Source organism: Paenibacillus turicensis (assembly GCF_050461185.1).
GTDB lineage: Bacteria > Bacillota > Bacilli > Paenibacillales > Paenibacillaceae > Fontibacillus > Fontibacillus turicensis_A.
Genome location: NZ_JBCMOR010000011.1, coordinates 17,079 through 29,288, shown reverse-complemented (window position 1 = coordinate 29,288; position 12,210 = coordinate 17,079). Strand labels below are relative to the sequence as shown.

At 41.6% G+C, this 12,210-nt stretch carries 23 protein-coding genes; all 23 read left to right on the top strand.

Annotated features, from left to right (window positions below):
- The first annotated feature begins 1 nt into the window (after nucleotide 1).
- The 23 genes from tuf to secY all read left to right on the top strand — a co-directional run bounded on the left by tuf (nucleotide 2) and on the right by secY (nucleotide 12,175).
- Nucleotides 2-1,192, top strand: coding sequence for an elongation factor Tu (gene tuf / locus ABE099_RS15995; RefSeq protein WP_210091018.1), 1,191 nt, complete (start codon nucleotides 2-4; stop codon nucleotides 1,190-1,192).
- A 271-nt stretch (nucleotides 1,193-1,463) separates the two neighbouring features.
- The gene (gene rpsJ / locus ABE099_RS15990) at nucleotides 1,464-1,772 is read left to right on the top strand and encodes a 30S ribosomal protein S10 (RefSeq protein WP_017692074.1); all 309 of its coding nucleotides are present in this window, start codon (nucleotides 1,464-1,466) and stop codon (nucleotides 1,770-1,772) included.
- Between the two features lie 42 nt (nucleotides 1,773-1,814).
- Entirely contained in the window at nucleotides 1,815-2,435 is a 621-nt protein-coding gene (rplC, locus tag ABE099_RS15985) for a 50S ribosomal protein L3 (protein ID WP_430032097.1), read from the top strand.
- A gap of 29 nt (nucleotides 2,436-2,464) precedes the next feature.
- Nucleotides 2,465-3,088: a 50S ribosomal protein L4 gene (rplD, locus tag ABE099_RS15980; protein ID WP_210091016.1), complete on the top strand. Its 624-nt coding sequence runs from the start codon at nucleotides 2,465-2,467 to the stop codon at nucleotides 3,086-3,088.
- On the top strand, nucleotides 3,088-3,378 hold the full coding sequence (gene rplW / locus ABE099_RS15975; protein WP_210091015.1) for a 50S ribosomal protein L23: 291 nt from the start codon (nucleotides 3,088-3,090) through the stop codon (nucleotides 3,376-3,378). Before rplD ends, rplW begins: the two co-directional genes overlap by 1 nt.
- A gap of 26 nt (nucleotides 3,379-3,404) precedes the next feature.
- Nucleotides 3,405-4,235: a 50S ribosomal protein L2 gene (gene rplB, locus ABE099_RS15970; RefSeq protein WP_430032096.1), complete on the top strand. Its 831-nt coding sequence runs from the start codon at nucleotides 3,405-3,407 to the stop codon at nucleotides 4,233-4,235.
- Between the two features lie 74 nt (nucleotides 4,236-4,309).
- The gene (gene rpsS, locus ABE099_RS15965) at nucleotides 4,310-4,588 is read left to right on the top strand and encodes a 30S ribosomal protein S19 (RefSeq protein WP_210091013.1); all 279 of its coding nucleotides are present in this window, start codon (nucleotides 4,310-4,312) and stop codon (nucleotides 4,586-4,588) included.
- Between the two features lie 35 nt (nucleotides 4,589-4,623).
- Nucleotides 4,624-4,956, top strand: coding sequence for a 50S ribosomal protein L22 (gene rplV, locus ABE099_RS15960; protein ID WP_430032095.1), 333 nt, complete (start codon nucleotides 4,624-4,626; stop codon nucleotides 4,954-4,956).
- A gap of 13 nt (nucleotides 4,957-4,969) precedes the next feature.
- The gene (gene rpsC / locus ABE099_RS15955; RefSeq protein WP_430032094.1) at nucleotides 4,970-5,638 is read left to right on the top strand and encodes a 30S ribosomal protein S3; all 669 of its coding nucleotides are present in this window, start codon (nucleotides 4,970-4,972) and stop codon (nucleotides 5,636-5,638) included.
- Nucleotides 5,639-5,640: 2 nt separating this feature from the next.
- Nucleotides 5,641-6,075, top strand: a complete 435-nt coding sequence (gene rplP, locus ABE099_RS15950) for a 50S ribosomal protein L16 (protein WP_210091010.1) — start codon at nucleotides 5,641-5,643, stop codon at nucleotides 6,073-6,075.
- Nucleotides 6,065-6,265, top strand: coding sequence for a 50S ribosomal protein L29 (gene rpmC / locus ABE099_RS15945; RefSeq protein ID WP_210091009.1), 201 nt, complete (start codon nucleotides 6,065-6,067; stop codon nucleotides 6,263-6,265). Before rplP ends, rpmC begins: the two co-directional genes overlap by 11 nt.
- Nucleotides 6,266-6,325: 60 nt before the next feature.
- Nucleotides 6,326-6,589, top strand: a complete 264-nt coding sequence (rpsQ, locus tag ABE099_RS15940) for a 30S ribosomal protein S17 (protein ID WP_430032093.1) — start codon at nucleotides 6,326-6,328, stop codon at nucleotides 6,587-6,589.
- 39 nt (nucleotides 6,590-6,628) lie between these two features.
- Nucleotides 6,629-6,997: a 50S ribosomal protein L14 gene (rplN, locus tag ABE099_RS15935; RefSeq protein ID WP_210091007.1), complete on the top strand. Its 369-nt coding sequence runs from the start codon at nucleotides 6,629-6,631 to the stop codon at nucleotides 6,995-6,997.
- 59 nt (nucleotides 6,998-7,056) lie between these two features.
- The gene (gene rplX, locus ABE099_RS15930) at nucleotides 7,057-7,410 is read left to right on the top strand and encodes a 50S ribosomal protein L24 (protein WP_210091006.1); all 354 of its coding nucleotides are present in this window, start codon (nucleotides 7,057-7,059) and stop codon (nucleotides 7,408-7,410) included.
- 33 nt (nucleotides 7,411-7,443) lie between these two features.
- Entirely contained in the window at nucleotides 7,444-7,986 is a 543-nt protein-coding gene (gene rplE / locus ABE099_RS15925; RefSeq protein ID WP_210091005.1) for a 50S ribosomal protein L5, read from the top strand.
- Nucleotides 7,987-8,032: 46 nt separating this feature from the next.
- Nucleotides 8,033-8,218 carry a type Z 30S ribosomal protein S14 gene (locus ABE099_RS15920; protein WP_013312154.1) on the top strand — a complete coding sequence of 62 codons (186 nt, stop codon included), beginning with the start codon at nucleotides 8,033-8,035 and terminating at the stop codon, nucleotides 8,216-8,218.
- A 33-nt stretch (nucleotides 8,219-8,251) separates the two neighbouring features.
- The gene (gene rpsH, locus ABE099_RS15915) at nucleotides 8,252-8,650 is read left to right on the top strand and encodes a 30S ribosomal protein S8 (RefSeq protein WP_430032092.1); all 399 of its coding nucleotides are present in this window, start codon (nucleotides 8,252-8,254) and stop codon (nucleotides 8,648-8,650) included.
- 29 nt (nucleotides 8,651-8,679) lie between these two features.
- Entirely contained in the window at nucleotides 8,680-9,222 is a 543-nt protein-coding gene (gene rplF, locus ABE099_RS15910) for a 50S ribosomal protein L6 (protein WP_430032091.1), read from the top strand.
- 77 nt (nucleotides 9,223-9,299) lie between these two features.
- Entirely contained in the window at nucleotides 9,300-9,665 is a 366-nt protein-coding gene (rplR, locus tag ABE099_RS15905; RefSeq protein ID WP_210091002.1) for a 50S ribosomal protein L18, read from the top strand.
- 27 nt (nucleotides 9,666-9,692) lie between these two features.
- Complete coding sequence (gene rpsE / locus ABE099_RS15900) at nucleotides 9,693-10,190, top strand: 30S ribosomal protein S5 (RefSeq protein ID WP_210091001.1); 498 nt, start codon at nucleotides 9,693-9,695, stop codon at nucleotides 10,188-10,190.
- Nucleotides 10,191-10,202: 12 nt separating this feature from the next.
- Nucleotides 10,203-10,388 carry a 50S ribosomal protein L30 gene (gene rpmD, locus ABE099_RS15895; RefSeq protein ID WP_210091000.1) on the top strand — a complete coding sequence of 62 codons (186 nt, stop codon included), beginning with the start codon at nucleotides 10,203-10,205 and terminating at the stop codon, nucleotides 10,386-10,388.
- A gap of 48 nt (nucleotides 10,389-10,436) precedes the next feature.
- Nucleotides 10,437-10,877, top strand: a complete 441-nt coding sequence (gene rplO / locus ABE099_RS15890) for a 50S ribosomal protein L15 (RefSeq protein WP_210090999.1) — start codon at nucleotides 10,437-10,439, stop codon at nucleotides 10,875-10,877.
- On the top strand, nucleotides 10,877-12,175 hold the full coding sequence (secY, locus tag ABE099_RS15885; RefSeq protein ID WP_430032090.1) for a preprotein translocase subunit SecY: 1,299 nt from the start codon (nucleotides 10,877-10,879) through the stop codon (nucleotides 12,173-12,175). Before rplO ends, secY begins: the two co-directional genes overlap by 1 nt.
- The last annotated feature ends 35 nt before the right edge of the window (nucleotides 12,176-12,210 follow it).

Genomic DNA, 12,210 nt, shown 5'->3' with positions numbered 1-12,210 from the left:
AATGGCAAAGGCTAAATACGAACGTACAAAACCGCATGTTAACATCGGTACAATCGGTCACGTTGACCATGGTAAAACTACATTGACTGCAGCAATCACTACTGTATTGTCTAAAACTTATGGCGGTGCTGCTATCGCATTCGATCAAATCGATAAAGCGCCAGAAGAAAGAGAACGTGGTATCACTATCTCTACTTCTCACGTAGAATATGAAACTCCTAACCGTCACTATGCACACGTTGACTGCCCAGGACACGCCGACTATGTTAAAAACATGATCACTGGTGCTGCTCAAATGGACGGAGCTATCTTGGTAGTATCCGCTGCTGACGGCCCAATGCCACAAACTCGTGAGCACATCTTGTTGTCTCGTAACGTAGGTGTTCCTTACATCGTAGTATTCTTGAACAAATGTGATATGGTTGAAGACGAAGAGTTGTTGGAATTGGTTGAAATGGAAGTTCGCGACCTTCTTAACGAATATGAATTCCCTGGTGATGACACTCCAATCACTCGTGGTTCTGCTCGTGAAGCTCTTCAAAACCCTGATGGCGAATGGGCTAAGAGAATCGTTGAAATGTTCGAAACTATCGACGAGTACATCCCTCTTCCAGAACGTCCAACTGACAAACCTTTCTTGATGCCAGTTGAGGATGTATTCTCAATCACTGGTCGTGGTACAGTTGCTACTGGTCGTGTAGAGCGTGGTACAGTTAAAGTCGGAGACGAAGTTGAAATCGTGGGTATCCATGAAGAAACTAAGAAATCCGTTGTAACTGGCGTTGAAATGTTCCGTAAGTTGTTGGATTCCGCTGAAGCTGGAGACAACATTGGTGCATTGCTTCGTGGTGTTGACCGTACTCAAATTGAACGTGGTCAAGTATTGGCTAAACCAGCTTCTGTTAATCCGCACACTGAGTTCACTGCTCAAGTATACGTATTGACTAAAGAAGAAGGCGGACGTCACAAACCTTTCTTCACTGGTTACCGTCCACAATTCTATTTCCGTACAACTGACGTTACTGGTATCATTAACTTGCCAGAAGGTACTGAAATGGTTATGCCTGGTGATAACATCGCAGTTACAATTCAATTGATTGCTCCAATCGCGATCGAAGAGGGAACTCGTTTCTCTATTCGTGAAGGTGGACGTACAGTTGGATCAGGTGCGGTTGTTAGCATCGAAAAATAAGATAAGACTTCTCTTAAGTCTTCTTATAATAAGAAGCGGATTAGCTCCATTTGGAGCAATATCCGCTTCTTTTCATTTATTTCAAAAATATTTTCATATTTTAGTTGCAATTATTCCGCCTATTCATTATAATAATTAATGTTGTTCTGTGACGTTGCGATGATGTGAGAGGTTACCGACACACCCGGCCCCTTTGCCATGGGAGAGTGGTTGGAAAATTTTCACGGAGTATGTCCGATAATAAATTGGGCGATAGAAGGAGGGAATAAAAATGGCAAAGCAAAAAATTCGTATTCGTTTGAAAGCTTACGACCACAGAATTCTTGATCAATCCGCAGAGAAAATTGTTGAAACGGCAAAACGTTCTGGTGCAGGTGTATCCGGACCAATTCCGTTACCAACTGAGAAACAAATTATTACAATTCTTCGTGCGGTACACAAGTACAAGGACTCTCGGGAACAATTCGAACAACGGACGCACAAACGTCTAATCGACATTGTTAATCCGACTCCACAAACTGTGGATGCCTTGATGCGCTTGGACCTACCGTCCGGTGTAGATATTGAAATTAAACTGTAATATTTTAAATGCAAGTATCAGCAAAGGAAAAGAGGTGTCAACATGAAAGGTATCTTAGGGAAAAAACTAGGAATGACTCAAGTCTTCACTCCAGAAGGCATTGTAATTCCTGTTACTGTAATTGAAGCTGGTTCCAACGTTGTTCTTCAAAAGAAAGATGTCGAAAACGATGGTTACGAAGCGATTCAAATTGGTTACTCTGAGAAGAAAGAAAAAAGAGCAACTAAAGCTGAAGTTGGTCATGCTAAAAAAGCTAACACCACACCTAAGCGCTACGTTCGCGAAATTCGTGGTATTGATTTGGCAGGATATGAAGTTGGCCAAGAGGTCAAAGTAGATGTTTTTGCTGAAGGCGAATTTGTTGACGTAACTGGAGTTTCTAAAGGTAAAGGGTTCCAAGGTAATATTAAACGTTGGGGTCAAAGTCGTGGACCAATGTCTCATGGTTCTCGTTATCACCGTAGACCTGGTTCAATGGGTTCTATCCAAGCGAACCGTGTACCAAAAGGTAAACACCTTCCAGGACACATGGGTCATGAAACGGTAACTGTACAACGTCTTGAAGTTATCCGTGTAGATGCTGAACGTAATGTTTTATTAGTTAAAGGTGCAATTCCTGGACCTAAAAACAGCTTCGTTACAGTAAAAGAAACGGTAAAATAATTATTTCTTAAAGAAAGGAGGAACAATAAATGCCAAAAGTAGCACTTTTTAATGTTAGCGGTAGCCAAGTAGGTGAAGTAGAATTGAATGATGCGGTATTCGGTATCGAACCTAATACTCACGTTCTACATGATGCAGTATTATTACAACGCGCTTCATTGCGTGCTGGTACCCATAAAGTAAAAGGACGCTCCGAAGTTCGTGGTGGTGGACGTAAACCTTGGAAACAAAAAGGCACAGGTCGTGCTCGTCAAGGTTCCATTCGTTCTCCGCAATGGGTAGGTGGCGGTACAGTATTTGGACCGACTCCTCGTAGCTATTCTTTCAAATTGCCTAAAAAAGTTCGTCGTTTAGCAATCAAATCAGCGCTTTCTGCTAAAGTGATCGATCAAGACATCATCGTTCTTGATGCTTTGACTTTGAATGCGCCTAAGACGAAAGAATTTGCAGCAGTATTGAATAACTTGAAAGCAGATCGCAAGGCTTTGATCGTAGCTTCTAGCTATGATGACAACATTGCATTGTCTGCTCGTAATATTCCAGGTGTGACGTTTGTAGCGGCTGAAGGCATCAATGTTCTTGACGTGCTATCACACGACAAACTGATCATTACGAAAGAAGCAGTTCAGAAGGTAGAGGAGGTGCTCGCGTAATGAAGGATCCTCGTGATATTATCAAACGCCCGGTGATTACGGAACGTACAGCTGAATATATGAACGAACTTAAGTATGTGTTCGAAGTAGAAATTCGTGCTAACAAAACCGAAATCAAACAAGCTATAGAAGCGATCTTCAACGTGAAAGTGAGCAATGTGAATACACTACGTGTTCCTGGAAAACCAAAACGTTACGGACGCCACTTCGGATATACGCCGGAATGGAAAAAAGCATTCGTTACTTTGACTCCAGATAGCAAGCCACTTGAATTTTTTGAATCAGTATAAATTTTTAAAGTAAGGAGGGAAACATAGTGCCAATTAAAAAGTATAAACCGACTTCCCCAGCTAGACGTAATATGTCAGTATCTACTTTTGAAGAAATCACCACTGACACACCAGAGAAATCTTTGCTTGCTCCTTTAAGCAAAACTGCTGGTCGTAACAACCAAGGTAAAATTACGGTTCGTCACCATGGTGGTGGACACAAACGTAAATATCGTATTATCGACTTCAAACGCAACAAAGATGGAATTCCAGGCCGCGTTGCTACAATCGAGTATGATCCGAACCGTACTTCTAACATTGCGTTAATTCATTACGCAGATGGAGAAAAACGTTACATCATTGCTCCTAAAGGACTTAAAGTTAATGATGTTATCGAATCTGGTGTAGGTTCTGATATCAAAATCGGAAACTGCTTGCCAATGGAAAACATTCCAGTTGGTACAGTTATCCACAACATTGAACTTCAACCAGGTAAAGGTGGACAACTTGTTCGCGCTGCGGGTACTGAAGCTCAATTGCTTGGTAAAGAAGAAAAATACGTAACTGTTCGTTTGTCTTCAGGCGAAGTTCGTAAAATGTTGAAAGTTTGCCGTGCAACAATTGGTTCCGTAGGTAACGGAGACCACGAGTTGATCAAAATCGGTAAAGCAGGTCGTAACCGTTGGTTAGGCCAACGTCCTGAAGTTCGTGGTGTTGTTATGAACCCTAACGATCACCCTCACGGTGGTGGTGAAGGTAAAGCTCCAATCGGACGTAAATCTCCATTGTCTCCTTGGGGTAAACCAACCCTTGGTTACAAAACTCGTAAAAAAGGTAAAGCATCTGATAAATATATCGTTCGTGGCCGCACGAAGTAATCCGCCTAGCGGATCACTTCTTGGCTGTGAAGATGGTTATCTAATCGCAGTGTAATGAAGGGAGGATATCAGAAATGAGTCGTAGTCTTAAAAAAGGGCCATTTATTGACGCCTATTTGCTCAAGAAAGTGGAAGAAGTTAGCGCTTCGAACAAAAAAGTTGTAATTAAAACTTGGTCTCGTCGCTCTACTATTTTCCCACAATTCATTGGTCAAACGTTTGGTGTGTATGACGGACGTAAACATGTACCTGTGTATGTAACAGAGGACATGGTCGGACACAAACTAGGCGAATTTGCTCCAACCCGTACGTACAAAGGTCATACGGATGATGATAAGAAAACAAGACGTTAATTTACAGTTCTTTGTCTGAAAGGAGGTAACATCACATGGAAGCTAAAGCACATGCTAGATCGATCCGAATTGCTCCTCGTAAAGCGAAATTGGTTGTTGATTTGATCCGTGGTAAGCAAGTTGGAGATGCAATTGCAATCCTTCGCCACACTCCTAAAGCAGCTTCCCCAATCGTTGAGAAGTTGTTGAATTCTGCGATTGCTAACGCTGAACATAACTATTCTTTGGATGTAAATAAATTAGTGGTTACTGAGGTTTTCGTAAACCAAGGTCCTACTATGAAACGTTTCCGTCCACGTGCTATGGGACGTGCAAGCCGGATTAATAAGCGCACTAGCCACATTACTTTAGTGGTATCTGAAAAATAAGGAGGGATAACGTGTGGGTCAAAAGGTAAATCCAATCGGATTACGTGTAGGTATTATCCGTGATTGGGAATCTAAATGGTACGCAGGTAAAGATTTTGGAGATCTTTTGCTAGAAGACGTTAAAATTCGTGAATACCTAAAGAAAAAACTTAAAGATTCTGCTGTATCTCGCATTGAGATCGAACGTGCAGCTAATCGTGTGAATGTAACTATCCACACCAACAAACCAGGTATGGTTATTGGTAAAGGTGGTTCTGAGGTTGAAAACCTGCGCAATCAAATTACTAAAATTGCAGGTGGCAAGAAAGTACACATCAACATTGCCGAAATTAAACATCCTGACTTGGATGCAATTCTTGTAGCAGAGAGCATTGCTCAACAATTGGAACGTCGTGTTTCTTTCCGTCGTGCGTTGAAACAAGCGATTCAAAGAACTATGCGTTCTGGTGCTAAAGGAATTAAAACACAAGTTAGCGGACGTGTCGGTGGTGCTGAAATTGCTCGTACAGAAGGCTATAGCGAAGGAACTGTTCCGCTTCATACACTTCGTGCTGATATTGACTATGGTACAGCTGAAGCTCATACTACCTATGGTATTATCGGTATAAAAGTATGGATTTATCGTGGAGAGATTCTTCCGACGGCTAAGAAACAACAAGCTGCTAAGGAAGGAGGCAACTAATCATGTTGGTACCAAAACGTGTAAAACACCGTAAGCAACAACGCGGTAGTTTGAGAGGTCAAGCTAAAGGCGGCACTGAACTAAACTTCGGTGAATATGGTCTTCAAGCGCTTGAACCAACTTGGATTACTAACCGCCAAATTGAGGCAGCGCGTATTGCAATGACGCGTTACATCAAACGTGGTGGTAAAGTATGGATTAAGATTTTCCCTGACAAACCAATTACTCAAAAGCCTCTTGAAGTTCGGATGGGTAGTGGTAAAGGTAACGTAGAAAAATGGGTTGCAGTTGTGAAGCCTGGTAAGATTATGTTTGAACTCGCTGGTGTTCCTGAAGAGATCGCTCGCGAAGCAATGCGTCTTGCAGCTCACAAATTGCCAATCAAAACTAAGTTTGTGAAACGTGAAGGATTGGGTGGTGAAGCAAATGAAAGCTAATGAACTTCGCAACTTGACCACTGCTGAAATTGAGCAAAAAGTGGCAGGATTCAAAGAAGAACTCTTTAACCTTCGTTTTCAATTGGCTACTGGTCAGCTTGATAACCCGACTCGAATCCGTAATGTGCGGAAGGATATAGCTCGTGCTAAAACCATTTTACATGAGAGAGAACTTGGGATTACTAGCTAATTAGTGATAAAGTATATGGCATCTAGATGATGCTTTCTAACTTGAGGAAGGAGGCTAACCATGAGCGAACGTAATAGCCGTAAAGTGCAAATTGGTAAAGTCGTCAGTGACAAAATGGATAAAACCATCGTAGTTGCTGTTGAAACCTACAAAAAGCATGACTTGTATCACAAGCGTATTAAATACACTAAGAAATTTAAAGCGCATGATGAAAACAACACTGCAAAAATTGGTGACGTCGTGAAAATTGCTGAAACTCGTCCTTTGTCTAAAGACAAACGTTGGAGACTTGTTGAAGTGGTAGAAAAAGCGGTAGTTATCTAATATTGCTTCGTAAGCTTAGCTTGAAAGGAGGAAATTTCCATGATTCAACCATTTACACGTTTGCATGTAGCTGACAACTCTGGCGCGAAGGAATTGATGTGTATCCGCGTTTTGGGTGGCACTGGTCGTCGTACAGCTCAAATCGGTGATTTAATCGTATGTTCTGTTAAACAAGCAACACCAGGCGGCGTTGTCAAAAAAGGTGATGTAGTTAAAGCAGTTGTGGTTCGTACGAAACGCTCTGTACGTCGTAAAGACGGTTCTTATATCGCATTTGATGAAAATGCAGCAGTTGTTGTTAAAGAAGACAAGAGTCCACGTGGTACACGTATTTTCGGACCTGTTGCTCGCGAACTTCGCGACAAGGACTTCATGAAAATCGTTTCCTTGGCTCCGGAAGTTATCTAATCTATGACTAGTCCTAAATGATAGGACGTCAAGCATCGTTGAAACAGGAGGTGTAAAGAATGCCAAGATTAAAAAAGATTCTTGAATCCCACAGCAATAAGCTGCACGTGAAAAAAGATGATACAGTAATCGTGATCTCCGGTAAGGACAAAGGTAAAAAGGGTCGCGTAATTGCTGCTTATCCTCGAGAAAATCGTGTGCTTGTGGAAGGTGTTAACATGATTAAAAAGCACCAAAAGCCTAATCAGCTTAACCCACAAGGCGGCATTATTGAAAAGGAAGCTCCGATTCATGTCTCGAACGTAATGCATGTTGATCCTAAGAGCGGAAAAGTAACCCGTATCGGTTACAAAGTATTGGACAACGGTAAAAAGGTTCGTGTTGCTAAAAAATCCGGAGAAATTATCGACTAATTAAGAACCGTTGAGAAAGGAGGTCCATGATTCATGGCAGCAAGAATGAAAGAACGTTATTTGAACGAAGTAACACCTGCTTTGATTCAAAAATTCAATTACACAACTGTGATGCAAGTTCCTAAACTTGAAAAAGTTGTTATCAATATGGGTGTTGGTGACGCTGTTGCTAACTCCAAAGTACTTGATTCAGCTGTAAACGACATGCAGTTAATCGCAGGTCAAAAACCAGTGATTACTCGTGCTAAAAAATCTATCGCGGGCTTTAAGCTTCGTGAAAATATGCCAATCGGTGTGAAGGTGACATTACGTGGTGAGCGTATGTACCACTTCCTTGACAAGTTGTTAAACGTAACACTTCCACGTGTACGTGACTTCCAAGGTGTATCCACTAAATCTTTTGATGGCCGTGGTAACTATACTTTGGGTCTTAAAGATCAATTGATCTTCCCTGAAATTGAGTACGATAAAGTAGAAAAAACTCGTGGTATGGATATCGTATTGGTAACTACTGCGAAAACAGATGAAGAGTCTCGCGAATTGCTTGCAGGACTTGGAATGCCTTTTGCAAAGTAATATGAGTTCATTATTCTCCGAAACTATTTAGGAGGTGTCAGGCTAAGTGGCAAAAACTTCGATGAAGGTTAAACAACAACGTACACCAAAGTTTAAAGTGCGGGCATATACTCGCTGTGAACGTTGTGGTCGTCCACATTCGGTACTGCAAAAATTTAAAATATGCAGAATTTGTTTCCGTGAATTAGCTTATAAAGGTCAGATTCCTGGCGTTAAAAAAGCAAGCTGGTAATTAATCAACAACGGGAAGGAGGGTATACAAAACATGACTATGTCAGATCCAATTGCAGATATGCTTACACGCATTCGTAATGCGAACACTGTTCGTCACGAAACTGTAGAGCTACCTGCTTCTACGATTAAAAAACAAATCGCAGAAATCTTGAAGCGTGAAGGTTTTATCCGCGATGCAGAATATATCGAAGATAACAAACAAGGGATCATTCGTATTTTCTTGAAATACGGTGCGAACAATGAACGTGTTATCACAGGTTTGAAAAGAATCAGTAAACCAGGCCTTCGCGTCTACACAAAGAGCAATGAGGTTCCTCGTGTTCTAGGCGGTTTGGGTATTGCGATTATCTCCACATCTAAAGGAGTTATGACCGATAAAGAAGCTCGTCAAGCGAAAGCTGGCGGCGAAGTAGTTTGCTACATCTGGTAATAATGTCACAAAACAAGGAGGTGCACTAAATGTCTCGTATTGGTCGTAAACCAATTGAAATACCAAGCGGTGTTGATGTAACACTTAATAACAGCGAAATTACAGTTAAAGGACCTAAAGGAACTTTGACTCGTGAACTTCATAAAGAGATGAAGGTTACTGTTGATGGGAATACAATTCTTGTTGAACGTCCTTCTGATCACAAAACACACCGTTCACTTCATGGTACTACTCGTACTGTTGTTAGTAACATGGTGGATGGCGTAACTAATGGTTATTCCAAAACGCTCGAATTGGTTGGGGTTGGATACCGCGCAAGCAAATCCGGCGAAAAACTCGTACTTAATGTAGGGTACTCCCATCCAGTGGAAATCACTCCAGAGCCAGGCATCGTTTTTGAAGTGCCTTCAAATACAAAGATCATCGTTAACGGAATTAACAAAGAGCGTGTTGGTGAATATGCTGCTAAAATTCGTTCCGTTCGTGAACCTGAACCGTACAAAGGTAAAGGGATTAAGTATGAAGGCGAACGTATTATTCGTAAAGAAGGTAAAGCAGGGAAGAAGAAATAAACCTCTTCTTCATAAGCTTGTCCTTTTGGCGTCTTAAAAGACGTGTATGGTAAACCGAAAGGAGTGAAAATTAAATCATGATTACTAAACCGGATAAAAATAAAGCTCGTCTGAAAAGACACTTGCGTGTACGTAAAAAAATCGAAGGTACGGCTGCTCGTCCAAGATTGAACGTATATCGTTCGGCTAAACATATCTATGCACAATTGATTGATGATGTTGCTGGTGTAACATTGGCATCTGCATCAACAGTTGATAAGGAACTTAGCGAAATTACTAACGGAAGTAACGTTGAAGCTGCTCGTAAAGTTGGCGAATTAATCGCTAAACGTGCTGAGAGCAAAGGCGTGAAAAATGTTGTATTTGACCGCGGAGGATACCTTTATCATGGTCGAGTTCAGGCACTTGCTGATGCTGCTCGCGAAGCAGGTCTTGAATTTTAAAAATATTGTTAAAAGGAGGTAAACGACTTGCGTATAGATCCTAACACTCTTGAACTAACTGAAAGAGTTGTAAATATTAACCGCGTTGCTAAAGTAGTAAAAGGCGGACGCCGTTTCAGCTTTAGTGCTCTTGTTGTTGTCGGAGACGGCAAAGGCTGGGTTGGCGCTGGAATCGGTAAAGCAGGCGAAGTTCCTGATGCAATTCGCAAAGGAATTGACGATGCTAAGAAAAATCTTGTGTACGTGCCTCTTGTTGGAACTACAATTCCTCACCAAGTGGTAGGACATTTTGGCGCTGGACGTGTTCTTTTGAAACCAGCATCAGAAGGTACTGGAGTTATCGCTGGCGGCCCAGTTCGTGCTGTACTTGAATTGGCTGGTGTCGGCGACATCTTGACAAAATCTTTAGGTTCTTCGAATTCCATCAACATGGTCAACGCAACTTTAGAGGGCTTATCCCGTCTAAAACGTGCTGAAGATGTTGCGAAATTACGCGGTAAATCCGTCGAAGAACTTCTCGGTTAAGGAGGGAATCTCATGGCAAAATTACAAATTACCCTCAAACGTAGTTTGATTGGCCGTCCGGAGAACCAACGCGCTACCGTGAAGAGTTTGGGACTTCGCAAAATTAATCAATCTGTAGTTCAAAGCGACAACGCAGCGATCCGTGGAATGATTAACACTGTAAGTCATTTGGTTTCGGTTCAAGAAATCCAAGAATAATCTAACTTCTCTGTAAGTCAAACAACAAATAAGGAGGTGCAACGAACGATGAAATTACATGAGCTTTCTCCAGCACCTGGTTCACGCAAAGAACGCAAACGCGTAGGTCGTGGTACAGGTAGTGGAACTGGTAAAACATCTGGTCGAGGCCATAAAGGTCAAAACGCTCGTTCCGGTGGTGGTGTTCGTCCGGGATTTGAGGGTGGACAAAACCCATTGTATCGTCGCTTGCCAAAACGCGGATTTACAAATCCTACGCGTAAAGAGTATGCGATTGTCAACATTGAGGAACTTAACAGCTTTGCGGCGGATACGGAAGTAACTCCTGAACTGTTGTCAGCACAAGGAATCATCAAAAATGCTAAAAGCGGCATCAAGATTCTCGGCAATGGCGATGTGACTGTCAAATTGACAGTGAAAGCAAATAAGTTCTCCCAATCCGCGGTAGAGAAAATCGAGGCTGCCGGCGGTAAAACCGAGGTGATCTAATGTTTAAAACCATTAAGAACATATGGCATGTCCAAGATTTAAGAAACCGTATAATGTTCACATTGTTTATCTTTATTATTTACCGGATCGGTTCATTTGTACCGGTTCCGGGCGTTAATAAAGATGTATTTACGCTTTCAAACAATGCTGGCAATGACTTGCTAGGATTTTTGAATACTTTCTCGGGCGGCGCATTGAAGAACTTCTCAATCTTCGCCCTAAGTATTTTTCCTTATATTACAGCTTCCATTATAGTGCAGTTGTTGTCGATGGATGTAATTCCGAAGTTTGCGGAATGGGCAAAACAAGGTGAGTATGGTAAGAAAAAAATGGCTCAAATTACTCGTTATGGAACAGTGATTTTAGCTATTGTTCAAGCTTTTGCTACATCTATTGGTTTTAACCGTCTGTATGGTACGGAAATGGTTCCGAATGCAACCTTTGCTGATTATGCATTAATCGCACTTGTGTTGACTGCGGGTACTTCATTCTTGATGTGGCTTGGTGAGCAAATTACCGATAAAGGTATTGGTAACGGGATCTCTCTCATTATCTTTGCAGGTATCGTAGCTGCGATTCCAGGTCATATTCAAACAATCACAACATCTGAGTTTATGGTGGAAGGCCAAACCTTCATGAACGTAATGAAATGGTTAGCCATTGTTGTTGTCGTAGTTCTTATTGTTGTTGGTGTTATCTATGTTCAGCAAGCGATTCGGAAAATTCCGGTTCAATATGCGAAACGTGTTGTAGGTAACAAAATGTATGGTGGACAAAATACACATATTCCGCTCAAAATTAATGCGGCAGGTGTTATTCCAGTCATCTTTGCAGTTTCCCTTTTACAATTCCCAATCGTGCTTGCGAACTTCTGGTCCACACATGACTGGGCGAAATGGGTTACGAAAAATTTAGCACATGATCAGCCACTTGGTATGGTACTTTATATTTTAATGATCATCGGTTTTACATTCTTCTATACTTTCGTACAGATGAATCCACAACAGATGGCAGACAATATGAAGAAAAATGGCGGCTATATTCCGGGCATTCGTCCAGGTAAAGCTACTCAAACCTACCTAACTCGGGTATTAACTCGTTTAACAATGACAGGTGCAATTTTCCTTGCTTTCATTTCGATTTTACCTATTGGTCTGGGTGCGTTGGCTAAATTGCCAAACAGTGTTCAAATCGGTGGTACATCTATCCTGATTGTAATTGGGGTTGCCCTTGATACAATGAAGACGATCGAAGGACAATTAATTAAACGCCACTATAAAGGCTTTATTAATAAGTAATGCATAAGTTCCAGGTTGGAGACTATTTTAAGTCT

What these genes read in the sequence shown, in the direction of transcription:
- tuf (WP_210091018.1), top strand. Translation starts at nt 2, where the DNA reads ATGGCAAAGGCTAAATACGAACGTACAAAACCGCATGTTAACATCGGT.
- rpsJ (WP_017692074.1), top strand. Translation starts at nt 1,464, where the DNA reads ATGGCAAAGCAAAAAATTCGTATTCGTTTGAAAGCTTACGACCACAGA.
- rplC (WP_430032097.1), top strand. Translation starts at nt 1,815, where the DNA reads ATGAAAGGTATCTTAGGGAAAAAACTAGGAATGACTCAAGTCTTCACT.
- rplD (WP_210091016.1), top strand. Translation starts at nt 2,465, where the DNA reads ATGCCAAAAGTAGCACTTTTTAATGTTAGCGGTAGCCAAGTAGGTGAA.
- rplW (WP_210091015.1), top strand. Translation starts at nt 3,088, where the DNA reads ATGAAGGATCCTCGTGATATTATCAAACGCCCGGTGATTACGGAACGT.
- rpsS (WP_210091013.1), top strand. Translation starts at nt 4,310, where the DNA reads ATGAGTCGTAGTCTTAAAAAAGGGCCATTTATTGACGCCTATTTGCTC.
- rplV (WP_430032095.1), top strand. Translation starts at nt 4,624, where the DNA reads ATGGAAGCTAAAGCACATGCTAGATCGATCCGAATTGCTCCTCGTAAA.
- rplP (WP_210091010.1), top strand. Translation starts at nt 5,641, where the DNA reads ATGTTGGTACCAAAACGTGTAAAACACCGTAAGCAACAACGCGGTAGT.
- rpmC (WP_210091009.1), top strand. Translation starts at nt 6,065, where the DNA reads ATGAAAGCTAATGAACTTCGCAACTTGACCACTGCTGAAATTGAGCAA.
- rpsQ (WP_430032093.1), top strand. Translation starts at nt 6,326, where the DNA reads ATGAGCGAACGTAATAGCCGTAAAGTGCAAATTGGTAAAGTCGTCAGT.
- rplN (WP_210091007.1), top strand. Translation starts at nt 6,629, where the DNA reads ATGATTCAACCATTTACACGTTTGCATGTAGCTGACAACTCTGGCGCG.
- rplX (WP_210091006.1), top strand. Translation starts at nt 7,057, where the DNA reads ATGCCAAGATTAAAAAAGATTCTTGAATCCCACAGCAATAAGCTGCAC.
- rplE (WP_210091005.1), top strand. Translation starts at nt 7,444, where the DNA reads ATGGCAGCAAGAATGAAAGAACGTTATTTGAACGAAGTAACACCTGCT.
- rpsH (WP_430032092.1), top strand. Translation starts at nt 8,252, where the DNA reads ATGACTATGTCAGATCCAATTGCAGATATGCTTACACGCATTCGTAAT.
- rplF (WP_430032091.1), top strand. Translation starts at nt 8,680, where the DNA reads ATGTCTCGTATTGGTCGTAAACCAATTGAAATACCAAGCGGTGTTGAT.
- rplR (WP_210091002.1), top strand. Translation starts at nt 9,300, where the DNA reads ATGATTACTAAACCGGATAAAAATAAAGCTCGTCTGAAAAGACACTTG.
- rpmD (WP_210091000.1), top strand. Translation starts at nt 10,203, where the DNA reads ATGGCAAAATTACAAATTACCCTCAAACGTAGTTTGATTGGCCGTCCG.
- rplO (WP_210090999.1), top strand. Translation starts at nt 10,437, where the DNA reads ATGAAATTACATGAGCTTTCTCCAGCACCTGGTTCACGCAAAGAACGC.
- secY (WP_430032090.1), top strand. Translation starts at nt 10,877, where the DNA reads ATGTTTAAAACCATTAAGAACATATGGCATGTCCAAGATTTAAGAAAC.